Source organism: Bacillus sp. ISL-78 (assembly GCF_018613455.1).
Taxonomy (GTDB): Bacteria; Bacillota; Bacilli; order Bacillales; family DSM-1321; genus Peribacillus; species Peribacillus frigoritolerans.
Window position 1 is genome coordinate 24,063 of sequence record NZ_JAGGQC010000011.1, and the last position, 15,504, is coordinate 39,566.

A 15,504-nucleotide genomic window follows, 5' to 3' on the forward strand; every position below is an offset into this window, starting at 1 on the left:
CTCTTTACGTTATAAGGAGATAGAATATAAATAAAAAGGTGATGACAATAAAAAAAGTAAAAAGTATCCTATTCTTTCTTCTTGGGGCCATATCTCTTTTGATTGGTATCGCAGGGACTGTGTTACCAGTTCTGCCAGGCGGTCCGTTTTACTTATTTGCTGCCTTTTGCTTTGCTAAAAGTTCCAAGTCGATTGAAAACTGGTTCAAGAGCACCTCATTATATGAAAAATACGTTGAAGCATTCCTGCAAAAAAAAGGCATGACCCGAAGAGAGAAAATAAGAATCAACTTAATTGCAGATTTCTTCATCGTGATTTCTGTATTTTATGTAGACATCCTATTGGTGAAAATCTTATTGGTCGTGCTCGCCCTCTACAAACATTATTATTTCATTAAAAAAATTAAGACAATCGATCGAAACGGTACGGAAAAAAGAGCGTTTTGAACCTTCAAATAACGGAGTTGCTTCGGCAGCTCTTTTTCTAATGGAACGGGACAGGAAAAGGGGAAATCCCCTGATCCCAAGCAACTGTATCGGAAGGCATTGTTTCTTACCATCGTCATTAAGTGGAACCCTGCGTAACACTCAGGTGCTTAAGCGGTAGTTTGCTGACAAATGGCAGTCTGTTATAGGATAATGGGAATATATATTTGATGGGCAAAATATTAGGGGGAAACTCCCTATAGAAGGATGTGCTTAACGATGAATGTAGAAATGGTCATGCAGGAGCTTGGAGCCCTTGGCAAGGAACGAACTAAAAAAATGTACATATCCAATGGTGCGCATGAGCCGCTTTTTGGCGTGGCGACAGGCGCCATGAAACCAATTGTAAAGAAAATAAAAATAAATCAGCATTTAGCTGAAGAGCTTTATTCGACAGGCAACTATGATGCAATGTACTTTGCAGGCATCATTGCAGACCCAAAAGCCATGACTGAGTCTGATTATGATCGCTGGATGGATGCTGCATATTTTTATATGCTGTCCGATTATGTAGTGGCTGTAACTTTATCGGAGTCAGATATTGCACAAGAAGTATCCGATAAATGGATTGCAAGCGGTGAAGAGCTGAGAATGTCAGCGGGCTGGAGTTGCTACTGTTGGCTTTTAGGGAATCGAAAAGACGTTGAATTTTCAGAAAGCAAAATTTCCGATATGCTGGACCTTGTGAAACAAACGATTCACGAATCGCCAGAACGAACGAAATCCGCCATGAATAATTTTCTATACACCGTGGGGATTTCCTATTTGCCGCTCCATGAAAAGGCAGTCGAGACCGCAAAGGCAATAGGGGTCGTAGAAGTCAAACGGGACAAGAAAAAAACCAGTTTTCTAAATGCATACGAAGGTATTCAAAAAGAAGTCGGTAGAGGAAGGCTTGGTTTTAAACGCAAGCATGTAAGATGTTAATATTGTTTTTGCAAAATTGAAGTGTAATCCAGGAAAATCAATGTGTAAAGCACTATTATTTAAACATTGATTATGGTGTTGAATATAAAGAATTAGAAATTGGCTGTTCAGTATATTCTTTATCCTTAGAGGATAATAAGTATATTCTTCACGATGATTTTAATGGTTACATCAAAATATCCTTCATCAACTAACGTGTGTTTTTTTCAATAAGGGAGTTGCTTCGGGTCTGAGTTTGTAGACAAAAGGGGGGGGTTATCTAAATTTCAAAACAAAGTTGATTGGAACGGAAGGTGCGAGACTCCTGCGGGAATAGCGCGTCATGGGGAGACCCCACAGGCGCAAAAGCGCCGAGGAGGCTCCCGGACCGCCCGCGGAAAGCGAGTGCCTGGAGTGAAAATCGACGTTCTAGGTTTTATAAACCTAAATAAAAATTGAGACGACCTTGTTCTTCATCGAGTTTGTCTACAGTCTAGGAGTTGCTTAGGTAGCCTTTTTCTTTGTTGATGAACTAATACACACTAAATGTGGGGTGAATGATACTTGAACTCATTTCAACTAAACGAAAAAACAAAATCTTTTTTATGGGAATATCAATTATTTGAAGGTGATTTGATACAGCAAGTGCAGCTGCAGCACCGTTTGGAATTATTAGCTGCATTTGGGATTCAAAAAGGAATGCGTGTATTGGAAATAGGTTGTGGTCAAGGGGATACAACCGTGGCAATAGCAGACGCAGTAGGGGAAAGCGGGTCTGTTGTCGCAATAGATATTGCCAGTCCCGATTACGGAGCCCCGTTAACATTGGGTCAAGCGGCAGAACGCATAAAGAAATCTTCATTAGGAGAACGGATTGACTTCCATTATGAAATGGATTTTGATTTTTTTGAATCACCCATCCCATTTGATATGGCGGTATTATCCCATTGTTCATGGTATTTCAAGCAACCAGAGGATTTATTGAAATACTTTAAAAAAATTCGTGGATTGGCAAAACAATTATGTTTTGCAGAATGGGACCTCGACTTCACCTGCCTTTCTCAACGTTCCCACTTTTGTGCAGTTTCCATCCTGGCATTGCATTCAAACTTCGTAAAGAATGAAGGAAATATCCAAAACTTATTTCATAAAACTCAAATTCTCCAGCTGCTCCAGCAAGCAAATTTTGAAGTGGTAAAACAACTTACAGTGGATGCAACATTTTTACAAGACGGGCAATGGGAAAAAGATTATGCAAATAGTATCCGTGCAGGATTAATTAAAGTCCCTAACATGATACAAACGTTGATAACTGGTTATTATGAGCTGATGAACACTTCGAATGGTAAGGGGAATTCATTAAATAGCTTCGTTGTTTGTGCAAAGTAATTGCACCTCAACAAACGGGAACAAGGTCCGGGGCTGAAATTGGTTGCTTTTTTGCATAAGCTGTAAAAGGAGGAAAACATCAAATGCAAATTTGATGTTTTTTCTTCCTTACCTATCTTTTAAAAAACATCGACTTGAAGAACTGTATCTGACACGGCAGATCCGGCACTTGTCGTTACTTTTAATGAGAGATTATCTCCTGCTTGAAAAGAAACGGAAACATTATTATTAATAGTGGAAGTTTGTGAACCTGTCAATGAAACTGTAAGGGGGGTATCAATACCGTTTTTTCGAATTGTCCAAATATCTGTATTAGAAGTTCCTGGTCCACTAACAGCTCGTACATTCAGAGCTTTCAAGAGGCATTTTTGACTTAATCGAATAAAAATTTCCGTACTTGAAACAGAAGCTGATCCTGGTCGATAAAAACGAACGGTTCCTTTTGGCAAGCTACCTGGATCACCCCAAATAACAGTGGAAGGCTGTAAAACTGTAGAAAACCCCAAATTATTGGCATTCGAATTAAACAAATTTGTAGTGCCGATACTCAAAATCCCTGCTGTTTGGGAGACATCTGCAGTAACTCCTTGGACAGTTGATGCACGTATAACTAGCTGTGCCCCTGCCTGATTTACTTCAGCGCCTATATAGGAACCGGCTCCACCTGCATTTGTTATTAAAAGATTACTATCACGGCAATTAAATCTATGTGCATTTGTATTAACCATCAATGCCCGTTTTATACCAAGCCCGGCTGAGTTTACTGTTATTTCTGAAGCTCTAACAGCAACAACGCTGTCAGTAGTATTTCCTGTGCCAAATGAATGAATTCCATAAACATTGGAGGTACCTGTCGTCGAGGCAGTGGAATTATCCACTGTTATAGATGTGTTTCTTATTTTAGCTGTTTGTGAGGTCGTTCCAGGGAAAGCAGCTCCAACTAAATTAACATGATTTGATGAAGTTAACAGCAAAGTGATATCTTCCACTCTTGTATTCTCACCCATTGTTAACAAGGTTGTGTTTACTCCAACATTTTGTTGGCGAATTGTTACAGTTAAGGAACTAATCCCTCTTAATGAATTTCCTGAAGGCATAATGATCTTTTCATCATAAATACCTGGAAATACATAGATTGTTATTCCAGTAGCGCCCGTTGCATTAATTGCTGTTATTGCCCCATTAATTGTTTTGAAAGGGCTTCCACCAATAGTGGCTTCTGAGTCATTCCCTGTTTTCATTACAAAAGCTGTATTGGCTCTGGATACTATCACTTCTAATATTCCCATTTGCACCTACCCATTCTCTTAATTTAGGTCTTTAAAATAGTCTCGTTCTATAATATGTAGTGTAATAAATCTATGCATGGGCAGTGATTTAATTATGTGCTCCCGTCTTTAAAGTTTAAGGCCTTGCAGACTTCTAAATACATAAAGTCCCGATAAAATTTTATACTATAAAGCCAATATTCAAACGTTTATCGTAAGATAGTTTCACATTATTCTCAATTGAGCCTAAATCATAAAATTATTCGTAGGTAGAATCGATTTAACAATTATTTGCCGTTCCCTATTTCGAAGAATGAAATAAGATAAATAACAGGGGGAAGGACAACCTCTTAAGGGCTGTCTGGAAACCCCGTACATTTAAAAAAGAAAGGAGGTAAATAAATGCCAATAATTAAACCCTTTATGGCTTCCAGAAAGTTTACTGCCACAATAGGAGAAGGTACAGGTACGGGTGCGACGTTTGCAATTGCTGCAACAACCTTTACGGATGACACTGGTGCAGCTGTAACCGCATTTCCAGCTTCATTTGCTTATTATGTTTTGTATATAAATGCTCAGATTCAAACAGCTGATACCTCAACGCTTACTACTACTGCTATAACTATTCCAGATGGCGATACACTTGATGATGCAACCCCAATCGTTATTGAAGTTGTAGTCAACTAATACTCCTGATTTGCCAATGAAAAAATGCCGGTAATCAACTTGGTGATTGTCCGGCATTTTGTTCATTGGGTGGGTAAACACTCTCCACTTTTTCTTTATCCATAAATTATTACAAATTGAAGAATAATAGGAGCTCCAGATACGGGTAAATCGTTAGAGAATATAAGTCTTCCCTGTTCTATTGTGTAATTTATATTTGGCTGTAAAATTCCATTTATAAATAAGTTTATATAAGATACGCTGTTTGGATCAAGAATCCTGGAGCTTCCGTATTTTAACACTCTATCTTGATTGGTATAAATCCTTTTTATACCGTCAGAGATTGCAGTATATTGAAAAGTTTTTACCTTTAGTATGTCAGTTGGATTTGGTTTTTCCCTCACTGGATAAATATTTGGACAACCTCTTGGTGGGCTTGGTGGTAAACAAATATTTTCATTATACAGTCCTATTTTATTTTGTTGCTGGTGCATGCTATGATAACCGATTGATTTCTTAGTCATAACTTGCTATCAATCCCTCCTTCTTGGATAATGATGCTCCGAAAATCTCTTATTTGTTCTGTATCTCCCTTACTCTTATATATTCATTTCTGTCGGTTCAGGTATGGGTTTTATAGCTTCTATAATTTTCACATCATACACATTTTTTTCTCTTTCCGATTTTGCGCTTCTTTTTACTATCGCTTTCTCATTGTTCGCTGCTTTTATACATACAACCGACTCTCTACTTCATCCATCTTTACTCCTGCCAGCGACGACTGCTATGCCGTGTAAGCACAGAAGACGAAAACCAAAACCAAAACCAAAATAGATTTGAAGATCTTACAAAATATGGGGTAGACGAAATTATGAAGGATTGTACTTAAACTAAAGGAAAACGGCCACAAAAAAAAGAATCCATTTTGATTAATCTCAAAATGGATATTTTTTATTTAATATGGAGGTTAAAGAGGACATTTTGATTAATCTTTATTTCAAAGCTACAGCAGTTAAAACATTTCATTAACTTCCCATGATTCGACTATTTGATGCGCCATCCTTGGATCATATCCTTTACCCATCAGATAGGCAATAGCTGCAATTTCCATCATTGCATGAGGTACAGATGTTTTTTGAGCTTCGTTTAAACCATACTGTACCCAAGGGCCAACCTGTGACAATGTTTCTTGTTTGAGATGGTGTGGGTTAGTGTAAGAAGGATACACAATATTACATCCTTTCGAAAATATAGATAAATATCACAATCCTATTTTATGCACCTTGACTTATCCCGTGTTCGATATTCTCTAATTTTATAGATAAAAGTTATGGGTCAAGGATGTTCTTCTTCAACAAGGGGTGGAAACAAGATTTTATTAATTAAAAAATCAAGATGATGAGGGGTATTTTTATCTTTTCCCCGGCGGTGGACAAGAACATGGCGAAACCATTCATGACGCATTAATAAGAGAGTGTATCGAAGAAGTTGGAGAAGAAGTGGAGATTGGGGAGCTGCTTCATATTCGTGAGTAAATAGGAAAAAACCACGAGCATTCTTCATTCGATTTTCATGTTCACCAAGTTGAATACTATTTTGCTGGTAAAGGAAAAAACTAATAAAGCGCCTACGAATCCAGATAGTCACCAAGTAGGGGTAGAATGGATACATATTAATGATTTACTTCATTATAGGATATATCCTAAAGAACTAAGGAAATACATCATACAGCATGTTAATCATCAAAAGTCCCCAGTTTATTTAGGGGATATTAATTGAAGCCTTGTTCAACAAACGGGCGCGATGAATCAGCCAAAAGAGTGAATAAATTAAGCCATATTCTTTCGAAAAGAATATGGCTATTTAAATTGATTGGGTAGTTTAGGAAGATTGTTTTGCAGGTTTACCTTTAGCGGGACTCTTCGCCGTAAGCAAATCATACACCTATTAAATCTCGTCATAATACACTATTTTCATCTTATTCCATCTGTAGTATCTTTGTTTCACAGAATACATAAATGGGGAGAGTCCCACACAAAAGGAGGTCTTCCAAATGAAGAAAGAATCAGTACTGATCGTGGAAGACGAAGAAAAGATCTTAAGACTGCTTGAATTGGAGCTTGAAATCGAAGGCTATCAAGTCGGAAAGGCAATGGACGGCAAGGAAGCCCTTGAAGCATATCAATCAAGAAAGTGGGATTTGATCTTATTGGATGTGATGCTTCCGGGCATAAGCGGGATCGAGCTGCTTCGGAAAATTCGAACGAAGAATAATATCACTCCTGTCATCCTGTTAACGGCAAAAGGCTCGGTTGAAGATAAAGTTTCCGGTCTTGATCTCGGAGCGAATGACTATATCACCAAACCTTTCCAAATTGAGGAATTGCTTGCCCGCATTCGTGCAGTTTTAAGAATGCGGCCTGCTGCACCTTCAATGAAAGCTGAAATCGGTGGATGGCTAAATACTGCCGATTTAAAAGTGAATGTCAAAACACGTGAAGTCATTAGAGGTGATAGCCATATTGAACTAACGCCAAAGGAGTATGATTTACTTCTCTATTTACTGAAGAATAAGCGTCAGGTGCTAAGCCGTGATCAAATTCTGGGAGCGGTTTGGGGGTATGATTTCCAGGGAGAAACAAACGTGGTGGATGTGTATATCCGTTATGTTCGCAAAAAGCTCGAACATGGCTTTGAAACGCCGCTCATTCATACCGTAAGAGGCGTTGGCTATGTCATGAAGGAAGCAAAATGAGACTTCGCAAGAAAATAAACTTATATACAGCGGTGTTATTCATTTTCCTGCTGCTTTTGATGAATGTTTCCATTTATTTTGTTTTCAGTAATCTGATGATGGTGAATGAAATGAACCGTGCGAAAGCGGAGACAGGGAAAATTGCCTTTGATGTTAGTGAAAATGTTAATAATATATCTCCAAATGATTTACTTCGAGCCTATCTGCCTATAGATGGCATGATTGGTATTGTAAACGAAGGTCAACGAAAAGGAACAGCTGTTACATCCAATTCTGAAAAACAATTAAGCAATCGAAATAGCAGCTTTTACCCGGGTGAGAAGAGCGAGATCATCACTTATCACCAGAAGAAGTATGTATTCGTTTCAAACCCGATCGTTTGGGGGGATGGAAGTGTAGTTAACCTTCAAATCACCAAAAGCATGTCAGCAACCGAAGAAATGCTCGCTGTTCTGCGCATCGTATTAATCGCTGTAACCATCATTGCCATGATACCTGTTCTATTATCAAGCACAATTCTTAGTAACTTCATCGCCCGTCCGATTCGATTGATGATCGATACGATGAAGGAGATTCAAACTAGCGGCCAATTTAAGCGGCTTAGCCTAGAGGAAAAATCAAAGGACGAGCTTGTGGAAATGGGAAAAACGTTTAATCACATGATCGATTTACTGCAGGCCAACTTCGAAAAACAGGAGCAATTCGTATCGAATGCTTCACATGAATTAAAAACACCGCTAACTGTCATCGAAAGCTATGCAAGCCTTTTGAAGAGAAAAGGGTTGGAGCGTCCTGATTTGTTTGATGAATCCATAGAGGCCATTCATTCTGAAGCCATTAGAATGAGAGAGATGACAGAGCAAATGCTCCTGCTTGCAAAGCATCAGGAAAAATGGAATATAGAGAAGGAAAACGTCAATCTGACCGATATGATGGGAGAGTTAGCGAAAGTATATAAAAATGCGTACAATCGGACAGTGGAGATTTATAGTGGCGATGCAATTGAAACAGTAACGGATGTTCAAAAGTTAAAACAGCTTTTGTTTATTTTTTTGGATAATGCCCGAAAGTATAGTGACGAGCTAATCTCCGTTTACATAGGACAAACAAGTAATGAAGCATATATCCGCATCGAAGACAGAGGGGATGGAATTCCAAAGGCTGAATTGCCAAAAGTGTTCGATCGTTTTTATCGTGTGGATAAAGCTAGAAACAGAAAGCAAGGCGGATCAGGATTGGGGCTTTCCGTGGCAAAGGAAATTGCTGATGCAATAGATGTGCGGATTGAAATGGACAGTCTCGAAGGCAGGGGAACGATCGTTACTCTTTTATTTAATTAAGCCAGAATGATGTTGGATGGGGGATGATGAAGATTAGAAAAGTGCTGATAACAGCCGGATCGACTCTCGTTTTTGGTCTGCTATCATTCGTCGGATTTCAATGGTGGGCTCCATCATTATCCGCGGAAAGTTTGACGAAAGAAGAAGTGAACCAGACAGCAAAGGATAAATTTCCTGGAACCATCATGAAGACAACGAAAAGTGAAGGTGAAGAATATCAGATTGAAATGCAGCTTGAAACCGGGGTCTATCAAATTAGGATGGATGCGAAAAGCGGGGAAGTTCGTTCTATAAAAAAAGAAACCATAGGTCATACAGCTGAAGCGACTACGGAAAAAATACCTCGAAAGCAACTGACCCAAAACGAAATAAAGAAGCGAATTTCCTCACAAGGTGACCTGGAACAAATTGATTTTGTACAGGAGAAAGACAACTCCTTTTATAAAGCAGTGGTAAATAAGAATAACGAAAAAATCACCTTGATACTCGATCCATATACAGGAGCTATAATTGACTCGACAATGGTGGCAGATAGTATCATTACAGAAAGCGAAGCAATTGCGATTGCCGAAAAACATGTAAAAGGAACAGGTGACGATACAGAATTTTATCAGCCTCTAGATCAAACACCCTATTATTTGGTCGAAGTTGAATTGGAGGACGATCGAGACGCTGTCGTTCAAGTGGACGGCTACACGAAGGAAGTAAAAACAATCACATGGGAAGATGATGAAGAGAACGATAATGATGGTCCAGAATAAAGTAGTGGCTCATAAGGGTTTACTAATCTAGACGTAAATTGAATAAGGCATAAAAAAGGGTGATGCTATTAGCTGTCTAATATGCATCACCCTTTTTCGCTTTGGTGAGTAAGAAAAATGCAAAAAAAAAGAGAAGGAACTGTAATAATTCTCACCAATTTCTAATCCTTCTATCATTTAACTCTAATTAACTATCTCTAACATGGAATAAAGCACCAAATGATAAAACAGAGCCAAAGAAGTTAAGTGGGTGAAAGGCATCTGGATTATTGTACATAAAACATTCCATCATATTTACACCTTAACAAAGTTTTGCAAAGAGAAAGGAGAATCAGTAATGTCAGTTATTTCTAGCATTCTGGATTACAACAAGGCGTTTGTCGATCAAAACAAATATGAAAGGTTTCAAACGACAAAGTACCCAGATAAAAAGATCGTCATCATAACGTGCATGGATACCCGTCTGTTGGAATTGCTTCCAAAGGCGATGGGGTTAAGAAATGGAGATGCAAAAATCATTAAAAACGCCGGAGCTATTGTTTCTCATCCATTTGGCAGCATTATGCGCAGTATCCTTGTCGCCATTTATGAGCTGAAAGTGGAGGAAGTGTGTGTGATCGGACATCACGGATGCGGTATGGTGGGGCTTCAATCCTCTTCACTGCTTGATGCAGCAAAGGAGAAGAAAATCAGCCAGGAGCAAATAGATATCCTTACAAACTCTGGTATTGATTTATCAAATTGGCTGACAGGCTTTCAATGCGTTGAGGAGAGTGTAAGGAATAGTGTCCATTTGATCAAAAACCATCCATTATTACCGGATTCCATTGCCGTCCACGGTATGGTCATCCATCCCGAAACGGGTAAACTGGATCGAATCATAGATGGATATAGCAACATGGTCAGCAAGGAAGAAATGCATATTCAATAAAAGAAGGAGCGATAAAATGATGGGTTCTAGCAGGTTTGAAGGATATAACTTAGGCCATTTTCAGAAAGACCTGGTTGCCGGGGTGGTAGTTGGGATAGTAGCGATTCCTTTAGCGATGGCTTTTGCCATTGCTTCCGGAGTAAGGCCGGAATACGGACTGTACACATCGATTATTGCAGGAATCATGGTCTCCCTTTTTGGCGGATCCAAATACCAAATTGCAGGCCCGACTGGAGCCTTTGTCCCGGTCTTGTTAGGGGTGGTCATGCAGTACGGATATGAAAAACTCTTAATCGCCGGTTTCCTGGCAGGTATCATGATTTTTCTTTTAGGTGTCTTCAAACTGGGAAGATTCATCAAGTTTATTCCGCGTCCAGTTACCATCGGCTTTACAGCTGGAATTGCCGTGATCATCTTCTCGGGGCAGATTGCCAATTTCTTTGGACTCAGTAACTTAAAAAAAGAAGAGGTCTTTCTTTTAAATATGAAAGAAATCTTAGTGAACTTCAATACAGTGAATATCTATAGTGTACTTGTAGCTAGCATAAGTCTGACTCTCGTCATATTAACTCCAAAATATTTACCGAAAATCCCTGGAGCATTGCTGGGATTGATTGTATCAACTCTTGTCGCCAGCTTATTCTTTCCAGGTCAGGTAGCGACCATAGGATCGGCATATGGCGCCATTCCCAATGCATTGCCCCATTTTCAGTTCCCCCATATCACTGGCGGTCTTGTGATTGAACTCCTTCCGGCTGCATTGGTCATCGCCATGCTTGGAGGAATTGAATCACTCTTATCCGCTGTAGTGGCAGACGGCATGACCAACAGTAAACATAACAGCAATAAAGAGCTGATGGGACAAGGATTGACCAATATGATTACGCCTTTATTTGGAGGCATTCCGGCTACAGGTGCCATCGCCCGTACCGCGACGAATATTAAAAACGGTGCAGTCTCCCCCATATCAGGCGTGATTCATGGGTTGGTGGTATTGCTGGTGTTAGTCAGTCTGGCTCCTTACGCTTCGGCCATTCCTTTGGCCAGCATGGCCCCGATTCTTATGTTTGTCGCATGGAACATGAGCGAGCGCAACGAATTTTCGCATATCTTAAAAGCCAAAACCATGGACTCGGTCGTATTGCTCGTTACCTTCGTGTTAACCGTAGTGATTGACCTGACAACAGGCGTCGGGATCGGATTACTATTAGCCATTCTATCGTTCGTTAAACTGATGAGCGGTACATTGAAATTATCAAAGGTATTACCAGATCCAGCTGATAAACTAGTTAAACCAGAAATGGTGCAACAAGGTTCAAGCTGCCCGCAGATTAACATTTATACGATAGAAGGACCTTTATTCTTTGGCACAATCGAAAGGCTGCAAGAAGAAATCGAGGAAATAATGCGATCAAAACCAAAAGTCCTCCTATTAAGAATGAGCAATGTGTCATTTATCGATACATCGGGGGAAGCACTGCTAACCGACATCGTGAAGCAATTCAAGTTTCATAACCTACAAGTGCTGATTTCAGGAATTCAACAGGAACCTAAAGAAATGCTGAGAAAAACCGGATTTATTGAACTGGTTGGTGAGGAACAGTTCTTTACCAGTACGGGTGATGCCATCAATAAAGCTTTAACCAAGCTGGATGAGAACCGTTGTAAAGGGTGTAAACAGTTTTCATTTGCTGAATGTACCGCACTCTCACAGCAAGTTCAAAAGCCTGCGGTATTAAAACAGAGCAGAAAACGGGAGATAGGGTTAACTTGACTCCCGTCAAGAAGAAAAGGCATCTGCTTTTGGCGGATGCCCTTTTTCATTGATTATAAAGTCTGTGCAGCCTATAACCCACGGTTTATTAGATTTCTTTAAGACAATACAAAACGCATGCCCTAATTAAGAGCATGCGTGAACATTTATTCTTCTATGATATCCAACTCTTTCAGGGCCTCAAGCGTAATCGTTTTGGCTTTGCTTCCGCTGCCGTCGATATTCGTTGCGAAGGCCCATTTTCCTTTGTCCGTTTCGATGTACCCTACATACCAGCCCAATCCCATATCGGAAAGGCGTGTGCCGGTTTTTCCATGGAGGACATATGTGTCTGCTTCTTCATTGATCATGATTCTCTTGACGGTCCTCATATGCTGCTTATCGATAGGCAGCTTTTCCTCTACAAGCTTTTCGATGAATTGGACTTGTTCCCGGGCAGAAATCTTTATGCTGCTGTCGAGCCAGAACTGATCGATTCCGCCCGAGATATCACGATTGCCGTAATCGAGCAGGTTCACATACTGCTGCATGTCTTCCGCCCCGATATCGCGGGCCATTGCTTGATAATACCAAATCACGGAATGCCTCATGGCTGAAGCAAGCGTATGATCTCTGTTCCAATCTTCAAATTCCCTGATTACGCCATCCCAGCGCTTCACTTCATATTCATCGCTCACCGCTTTTGTCTGTAAACCGATTAATGCATTCGCCACTTTGAATGTCGATTCTGGAGTGTAGCGTACTTTACTTCTTTGTTTATTATAGATATATACCTTATCATTTTTTAAGTTTTGGAGTACCATCGTGCCTTCCGCACCATCGAAGGAATCCCCGATATCCAGTTCTTTCACCTTTTGATCGTTAGCATTTGCATGAATCGTGCCCATGGAACCAGTGACTAGCAGGACAAGAATGAAACATAACGTTTTGATTTTCATTACACACTCTCCTTTAAGGCATGGATTGATCGACCATCAAATGATTTCCATAAAATAGGTTGGTAGCTAAAGTATACCTATTCCCAATAAAAAACGAAACCCTATTCTTGGATTCTATCTAGATCGTATCGATCAAGGAGGAATGCAGCGGGTAGCTAATGAATATAAATTATTGCTGAATTGCTTATTTGCCTGAACGTTTCATTAGTGCACTTTGGCATAGTGATTTCTGGGATGGGAGATTTGTTTTGGTGCTTGGCGAAAAGTACAGTTGTCTTTTAAGACGCTTAGTATTCCTTTTAGGACTATTGCTTCAAATACTGATTTATGGATATAGTTACTGAGCTGTTCGTATAGCTGGAGAAAAGGGCAGAGGGGGCGATAATACCTAACATGGACAGGATGCTTTCTACAGGTATCTAATATTTTTCTATACACGAGCTTTTAATGAAAAAGATTGATCATTCTGTGGGCTAATCGTTTAAACTAAGATTCTTAAAAAATATTAAAAGTCACCTATTATCGTAGGAATTTAAGGATATGTGAATTCTAGCTTAATTGTGTGTGTTGCGGTCATTCCGCTAATATGAGCCTTAGCACTACTCCAAGCTCTTGGACTAGCTTGTCCCGTGGCAAAATAATTATATCCCCATCCAGTAGTATATGTGAAACTATTTGATGATGGTTTTTTTTGAGGTAGGCTTTTACCTTGTATAGTTCCAGAATGCGCGTTAACCGTTCTAGTTGACAGAGAATACATATTAGAACTTGGGGTCCAACTACCATACACTTTATTTAATTTAATTTTTTCTTTATTTGAACTTACGTCATAGTTGACATTTAATCTAGCGGTGATACCACCTGAAGTTTTTAAACCTCCAGTGACAGTAAAAGGCGTAATACCTGAAGAATTTTCATTTTCTAATGGAACAAAAAAATTATAACCAACATCGATCGAGTTATTATTAGATTTAATTAAGTTGATTTTCATTATATTCTTTGTATATATCGGGTCTAAAAACGTAGTCTCTCCAGTTTGATCATTTGTAATGCTAATTTTAACTGGGCTTACATTTAACATTCCAGAACTTGATAACTCATCACTTGCATGACCTGTATCAGTTGACAGAAATACAAAAACAAACAAAATGAAAATGAAAGTTAGATTTTTCAGAAAACCAGTCATATTAATCATCCTCCCTTAATTTTATTCAATATTAACAAAAGGGTATTAGTTACTACAGGTTAATTGTGGAAATTAAATATGTTAGAATTATAGAAAAGGAGGGGTTTAAAATGAGTGAAGAAAAAGAAACACCTGAAAGAAGAAGAGAAAGATTAAGACAAGAAGAATTAAAAAGAAATCCAACTGGTAATATGAACAATGCATTTAATAGGGCTGAAACTGGAAACCTTGCTGATTTAGTAGGTAGTTTAGGTTGGAAAGGAACTGGAATACTTATTCTTGTAATAATAATAGGTTTTATAATCACATCTATATTCTTAAAGTAAGGAGACCACTTACGGTAATATCCCCTACAGGTAGACAGAGAAAAAAGAGAACATGATAAAATGTTTATAACGGTCTATCTGGTGTATTGATTTAAGACCATCAAAGTAGATATTTAACGAACAATATAGGTGTATAGTTTAGTTGAATAAAAGTCCCCATTAGTTTATTTCCAAATGTGCACTAAAGTTATAAATCTCATTTATGTGTCAACAGGTTTTTCCTCAAATCCTATAGACTTGATCTATTCTATTGAAACTAACTACTTTACAATTACTCGTTAACCCACGAAACACTATTTCATGTTGGCCTCAAGCTATTAACTGTTTGTCTCAATTTTGCATACATGGACCCTTTCTTCATTCCTAACACCTTAAACAGTAGATTTTTTTGGAGTTTAATAGTTTTATAGACATAACCCTCGTTTGTGGTAATAAGTGGATATATAAAAAGGAAGTGATGATATTATGAAAAATACAGGAATAGTAAAAAAAATAGACACATTAGGTCGAATTGTTATTCCAAAAGAATTACGTAAAGTGTCAGATATAGAAATACTAGACGCTCTAGAAATATTTACAGAGGATAAAGAAATTATTATTTTACAAAAATATACGCCAAAGATGGCTTGTGCTATTACTGGTGAAATTTCTTCTGAAAATAAAAAAATGGGTGAAAGTAACTTAATTTTGAGTCCTGAAGGAATTAAAATCTTAAAAAATGAAATAACTGGACTCAAAAATAAATAATCTTAGGATCTTTATAAAATGTTTGATTTGTT

At 38.6% G+C, this 15,504-nt stretch carries 17 protein-coding genes; 12 read left to right on the forward strand and 5 right to left on the reverse strand.

Going from position 1 to position 15,504, the window contains the following annotated elements; all coding sequences use genetic code 11:
• Window positions 1-41 precede the first annotated feature (41 nt).
• The 3 genes from J7I96_RS13010 (at window position 42) to J7I96_RS13020 (ending at window position 2,780) form a co-directional block, all read left to right on the forward strand.
• Entirely contained in the window at window positions 42-446 is a 405-nt protein-coding gene (locus J7I96_RS13010) for a YbaN family protein (protein WP_048687144.1), read from the forward strand.
• A 258-nt stretch (window positions 447-704) separates the two neighbouring features.
• Entirely contained in the window at window positions 705-1,412 is a 708-nt protein-coding gene (locus J7I96_RS13015; RefSeq protein WP_214923613.1) for a DNA alkylation repair protein, read from the forward strand.
• Window positions 1,413-1,955: 543 nt separating this feature from the next.
• On the forward strand, window positions 1,956-2,780 hold the full coding sequence (locus J7I96_RS13020; protein ID WP_214923616.1) for a class I SAM-dependent methyltransferase: 825 nt from the start codon (window positions 1,956-1,958) through the stop codon (window positions 2,778-2,780).
• A 119-nt stretch (window positions 2,781-2,899) separates the two neighbouring features.
• On the opposite strand, the gene J7I96_RS13025 is transcribed toward J7I96_RS13020, so the two are convergent.
• Window positions 2,900-4,069: a pectinesterase gene (locus tag J7I96_RS13025; protein ID WP_214923618.1), complete on the reverse strand. Its 1,170-nt coding sequence runs from the start codon at window positions 4,067-4,069 to the stop codon at window positions 2,900-2,902.
• A 381-nt stretch (window positions 4,070-4,450) separates the two neighbouring features.
• Between J7I96_RS13025 and J7I96_RS13030 the strand changes: the two genes are divergently transcribed.
• Window positions 4,451-4,735 (forward strand): DUF4183 domain-containing protein, encoded by a 285-nt coding sequence (locus tag J7I96_RS13030; RefSeq protein ID WP_214923621.1) that lies wholly within the window; start codon window positions 4,451-4,453, stop codon window positions 4,733-4,735.
• 95 nt (window positions 4,736-4,830) lie between these two features.
• Here the strand turns inward: J7I96_RS13030 and J7I96_RS13035 are convergent, their stop codons facing one another.
• Together J7I96_RS13035 and J7I96_RS13040 are read right to left on the reverse strand one after the other, a co-directional pair.
• Window positions 4,831-5,238, reverse strand: coding sequence for a DUF4183 domain-containing protein (locus J7I96_RS13035; protein WP_251029164.1), 408 nt, complete (start codon window positions 5,236-5,238; stop codon window positions 4,831-4,833).
• Between the two features lie 488 nt (window positions 5,239-5,726).
• On the reverse strand, window positions 5,727-5,942 hold the full coding sequence (locus J7I96_RS13040; protein WP_054399744.1) for a hypothetical protein: 216 nt from the start codon (window positions 5,940-5,942) through the stop codon (window positions 5,727-5,729).
• A gap of 223 nt (window positions 5,943-6,165) precedes the next feature.
• Between J7I96_RS13040 and J7I96_RS28040 the strand changes: the two genes are divergently transcribed.
• The 6 genes from J7I96_RS28040 (at window position 6,166) to J7I96_RS13070 (ending at window position 12,275) form a co-directional block, all read left to right on the forward strand.
• Window positions 6,166-6,249, forward strand: coding sequence for a hypothetical protein (locus tag J7I96_RS28040; protein ID WP_311315208.1), 84 nt, complete (start codon window positions 6,166-6,168; stop codon window positions 6,247-6,249).
• Between the two features lie 518 nt (window positions 6,250-6,767).
• A complete protein-coding gene (locus J7I96_RS13050; RefSeq protein ID WP_214923624.1) occupies window positions 6,768-7,469 on the forward strand; it encodes a response regulator transcription factor in 702 nt (233 codons plus the stop codon).
• A complete protein-coding gene (locus J7I96_RS13055) occupies window positions 7,466-8,809 on the forward strand; it encodes a sensor histidine kinase (protein WP_214923626.1) in 1,344 nt (447 codons plus the stop codon). The genes J7I96_RS13050 and J7I96_RS13055 overlap by 4 nt, the downstream gene beginning before the upstream one ends.
• A gap of 26 nt (window positions 8,810-8,835) precedes the next feature.
• Complete coding sequence (locus J7I96_RS13060; protein ID WP_214923628.1) at window positions 8,836-9,570, forward strand: PepSY domain-containing protein; 735 nt, start codon at window positions 8,836-8,838, stop codon at window positions 9,568-9,570.
• Between the two features lie 337 nt (window positions 9,571-9,907).
• Complete coding sequence (locus J7I96_RS13065) at window positions 9,908-10,501, forward strand: beta-class carbonic anhydrase (RefSeq protein ID WP_214923630.1); 594 nt, start codon at window positions 9,908-9,910, stop codon at window positions 10,499-10,501.
• 16 nt (window positions 10,502-10,517) lie between these two features.
• Window positions 10,518-12,275, forward strand: coding sequence for a SulP family inorganic anion transporter (locus J7I96_RS13070; protein ID WP_214923632.1), 1,758 nt, complete (start codon window positions 10,518-10,520; stop codon window positions 12,273-12,275).
• Window positions 12,276-12,421: 146 nt separating this feature from the next.
• Here J7I96_RS13070 and blaOXA read toward each other — a convergent pair whose 3' ends face one another.
• On the reverse strand, window positions 12,422-13,213 hold the full coding sequence (gene blaOXA, locus J7I96_RS13075) for a class D beta-lactamase (protein WP_214923633.1): 792 nt from the start codon (window positions 13,211-13,213) through the stop codon (window positions 12,422-12,424).
• 532 nt (window positions 13,214-13,745) lie between these two features.
• Window positions 13,746-14,399, reverse strand: a complete 654-nt coding sequence (locus J7I96_RS13080) for a hypothetical protein (RefSeq protein ID WP_214923636.1) — start codon at window positions 14,397-14,399, stop codon at window positions 13,746-13,748.
• A 110-nt stretch (window positions 14,400-14,509) separates the two neighbouring features.
• On the opposite strand from J7I96_RS13080, the gene J7I96_RS13085 reads away from it, so the two are divergent.
• Complete coding sequence (locus J7I96_RS13085) at window positions 14,510-14,725, forward strand: DUF6366 family protein (RefSeq protein ID WP_214923637.1); 216 nt, start codon at window positions 14,510-14,512, stop codon at window positions 14,723-14,725.
• A gap of 465 nt (window positions 14,726-15,190) precedes the next feature.
• Complete coding sequence (locus J7I96_RS13090; RefSeq protein WP_214923639.1) at window positions 15,191-15,472, forward strand: AbrB/MazE/SpoVT family DNA-binding domain-containing protein; 282 nt, start codon at window positions 15,191-15,193, stop codon at window positions 15,470-15,472.
• The last annotated feature ends 32 nt before the right edge of the window (window positions 15,473-15,504 follow it).

Excerpts from the sequence above, each read along its gene's own strand:
- J7I96_RS13010 (WP_048687144.1), top strand. The coding sequence starts at position 42 with ATGACAATAAAAAAAGTAAAAAGTATCCTATTCTTTCTTCTTGGGGCC.
- J7I96_RS13015 (WP_214923613.1), top strand. The coding sequence starts at position 705 with ATGAATGTAGAAATGGTCATGCAGGAGCTTGGAGCCCTTGGCAAGGAA.
- J7I96_RS13025 (WP_214923618.1), bottom strand. The coding sequence starts at position 4,069 with ATGGGAATATTAGAAGTGATAGTATCCAGAGCCAATACAGCTTTTGTA.
- J7I96_RS13030 (WP_214923621.1), top strand. The coding sequence starts at position 4,451 with ATGCCAATAATTAAACCCTTTATGGCTTCCAGAAAGTTTACTGCCACA.
- J7I96_RS13035 (WP_251029164.1), bottom strand. The coding sequence starts at position 5,238 with ATGACTAAGAAATCAATCGGTTATCATAGCATGCACCAGCAACAAAAT.
- J7I96_RS13050 (WP_214923624.1), top strand. The coding sequence starts at position 6,768 with ATGAAGAAAGAATCAGTACTGATCGTGGAAGACGAAGAAAAGATCTTA.
- J7I96_RS13055 (WP_214923626.1), top strand. The coding sequence starts at position 7,466 with ATGAGACTTCGCAAGAAAATAAACTTATATACAGCGGTGTTATTCATT.
- J7I96_RS13060 (WP_214923628.1), top strand. The coding sequence starts at position 8,836 with ATGAAGATTAGAAAAGTGCTGATAACAGCCGGATCGACTCTCGTTTTT.
- J7I96_RS13065 (WP_214923630.1), top strand. The coding sequence starts at position 9,908 with ATGTCAGTTATTTCTAGCATTCTGGATTACAACAAGGCGTTTGTCGAT.
- J7I96_RS13070 (WP_214923632.1), top strand. The coding sequence starts at position 10,518 with ATGATGGGTTCTAGCAGGTTTGAAGGATATAACTTAGGCCATTTTCAG.
- blaOXA (WP_214923633.1), bottom strand. The coding sequence starts at position 13,213 with ATGAAAATCAAAACGTTATGTTTCATTCTTGTCCTGCTAGTCACTGGT.
- J7I96_RS13080 (WP_214923636.1), bottom strand. The coding sequence starts at position 14,399 with ATGACTGGTTTTCTGAAAAATCTAACTTTCATTTTCATTTTGTTTGTT.
- J7I96_RS13085 (WP_214923637.1), top strand. The coding sequence starts at position 14,510 with ATGAGTGAAGAAAAAGAAACACCTGAAAGAAGAAGAGAAAGATTAAGA.
- J7I96_RS13090 (WP_214923639.1), top strand. The coding sequence starts at position 15,191 with ATGAAAAATACAGGAATAGTAAAAAAAATAGACACATTAGGTCGAATT.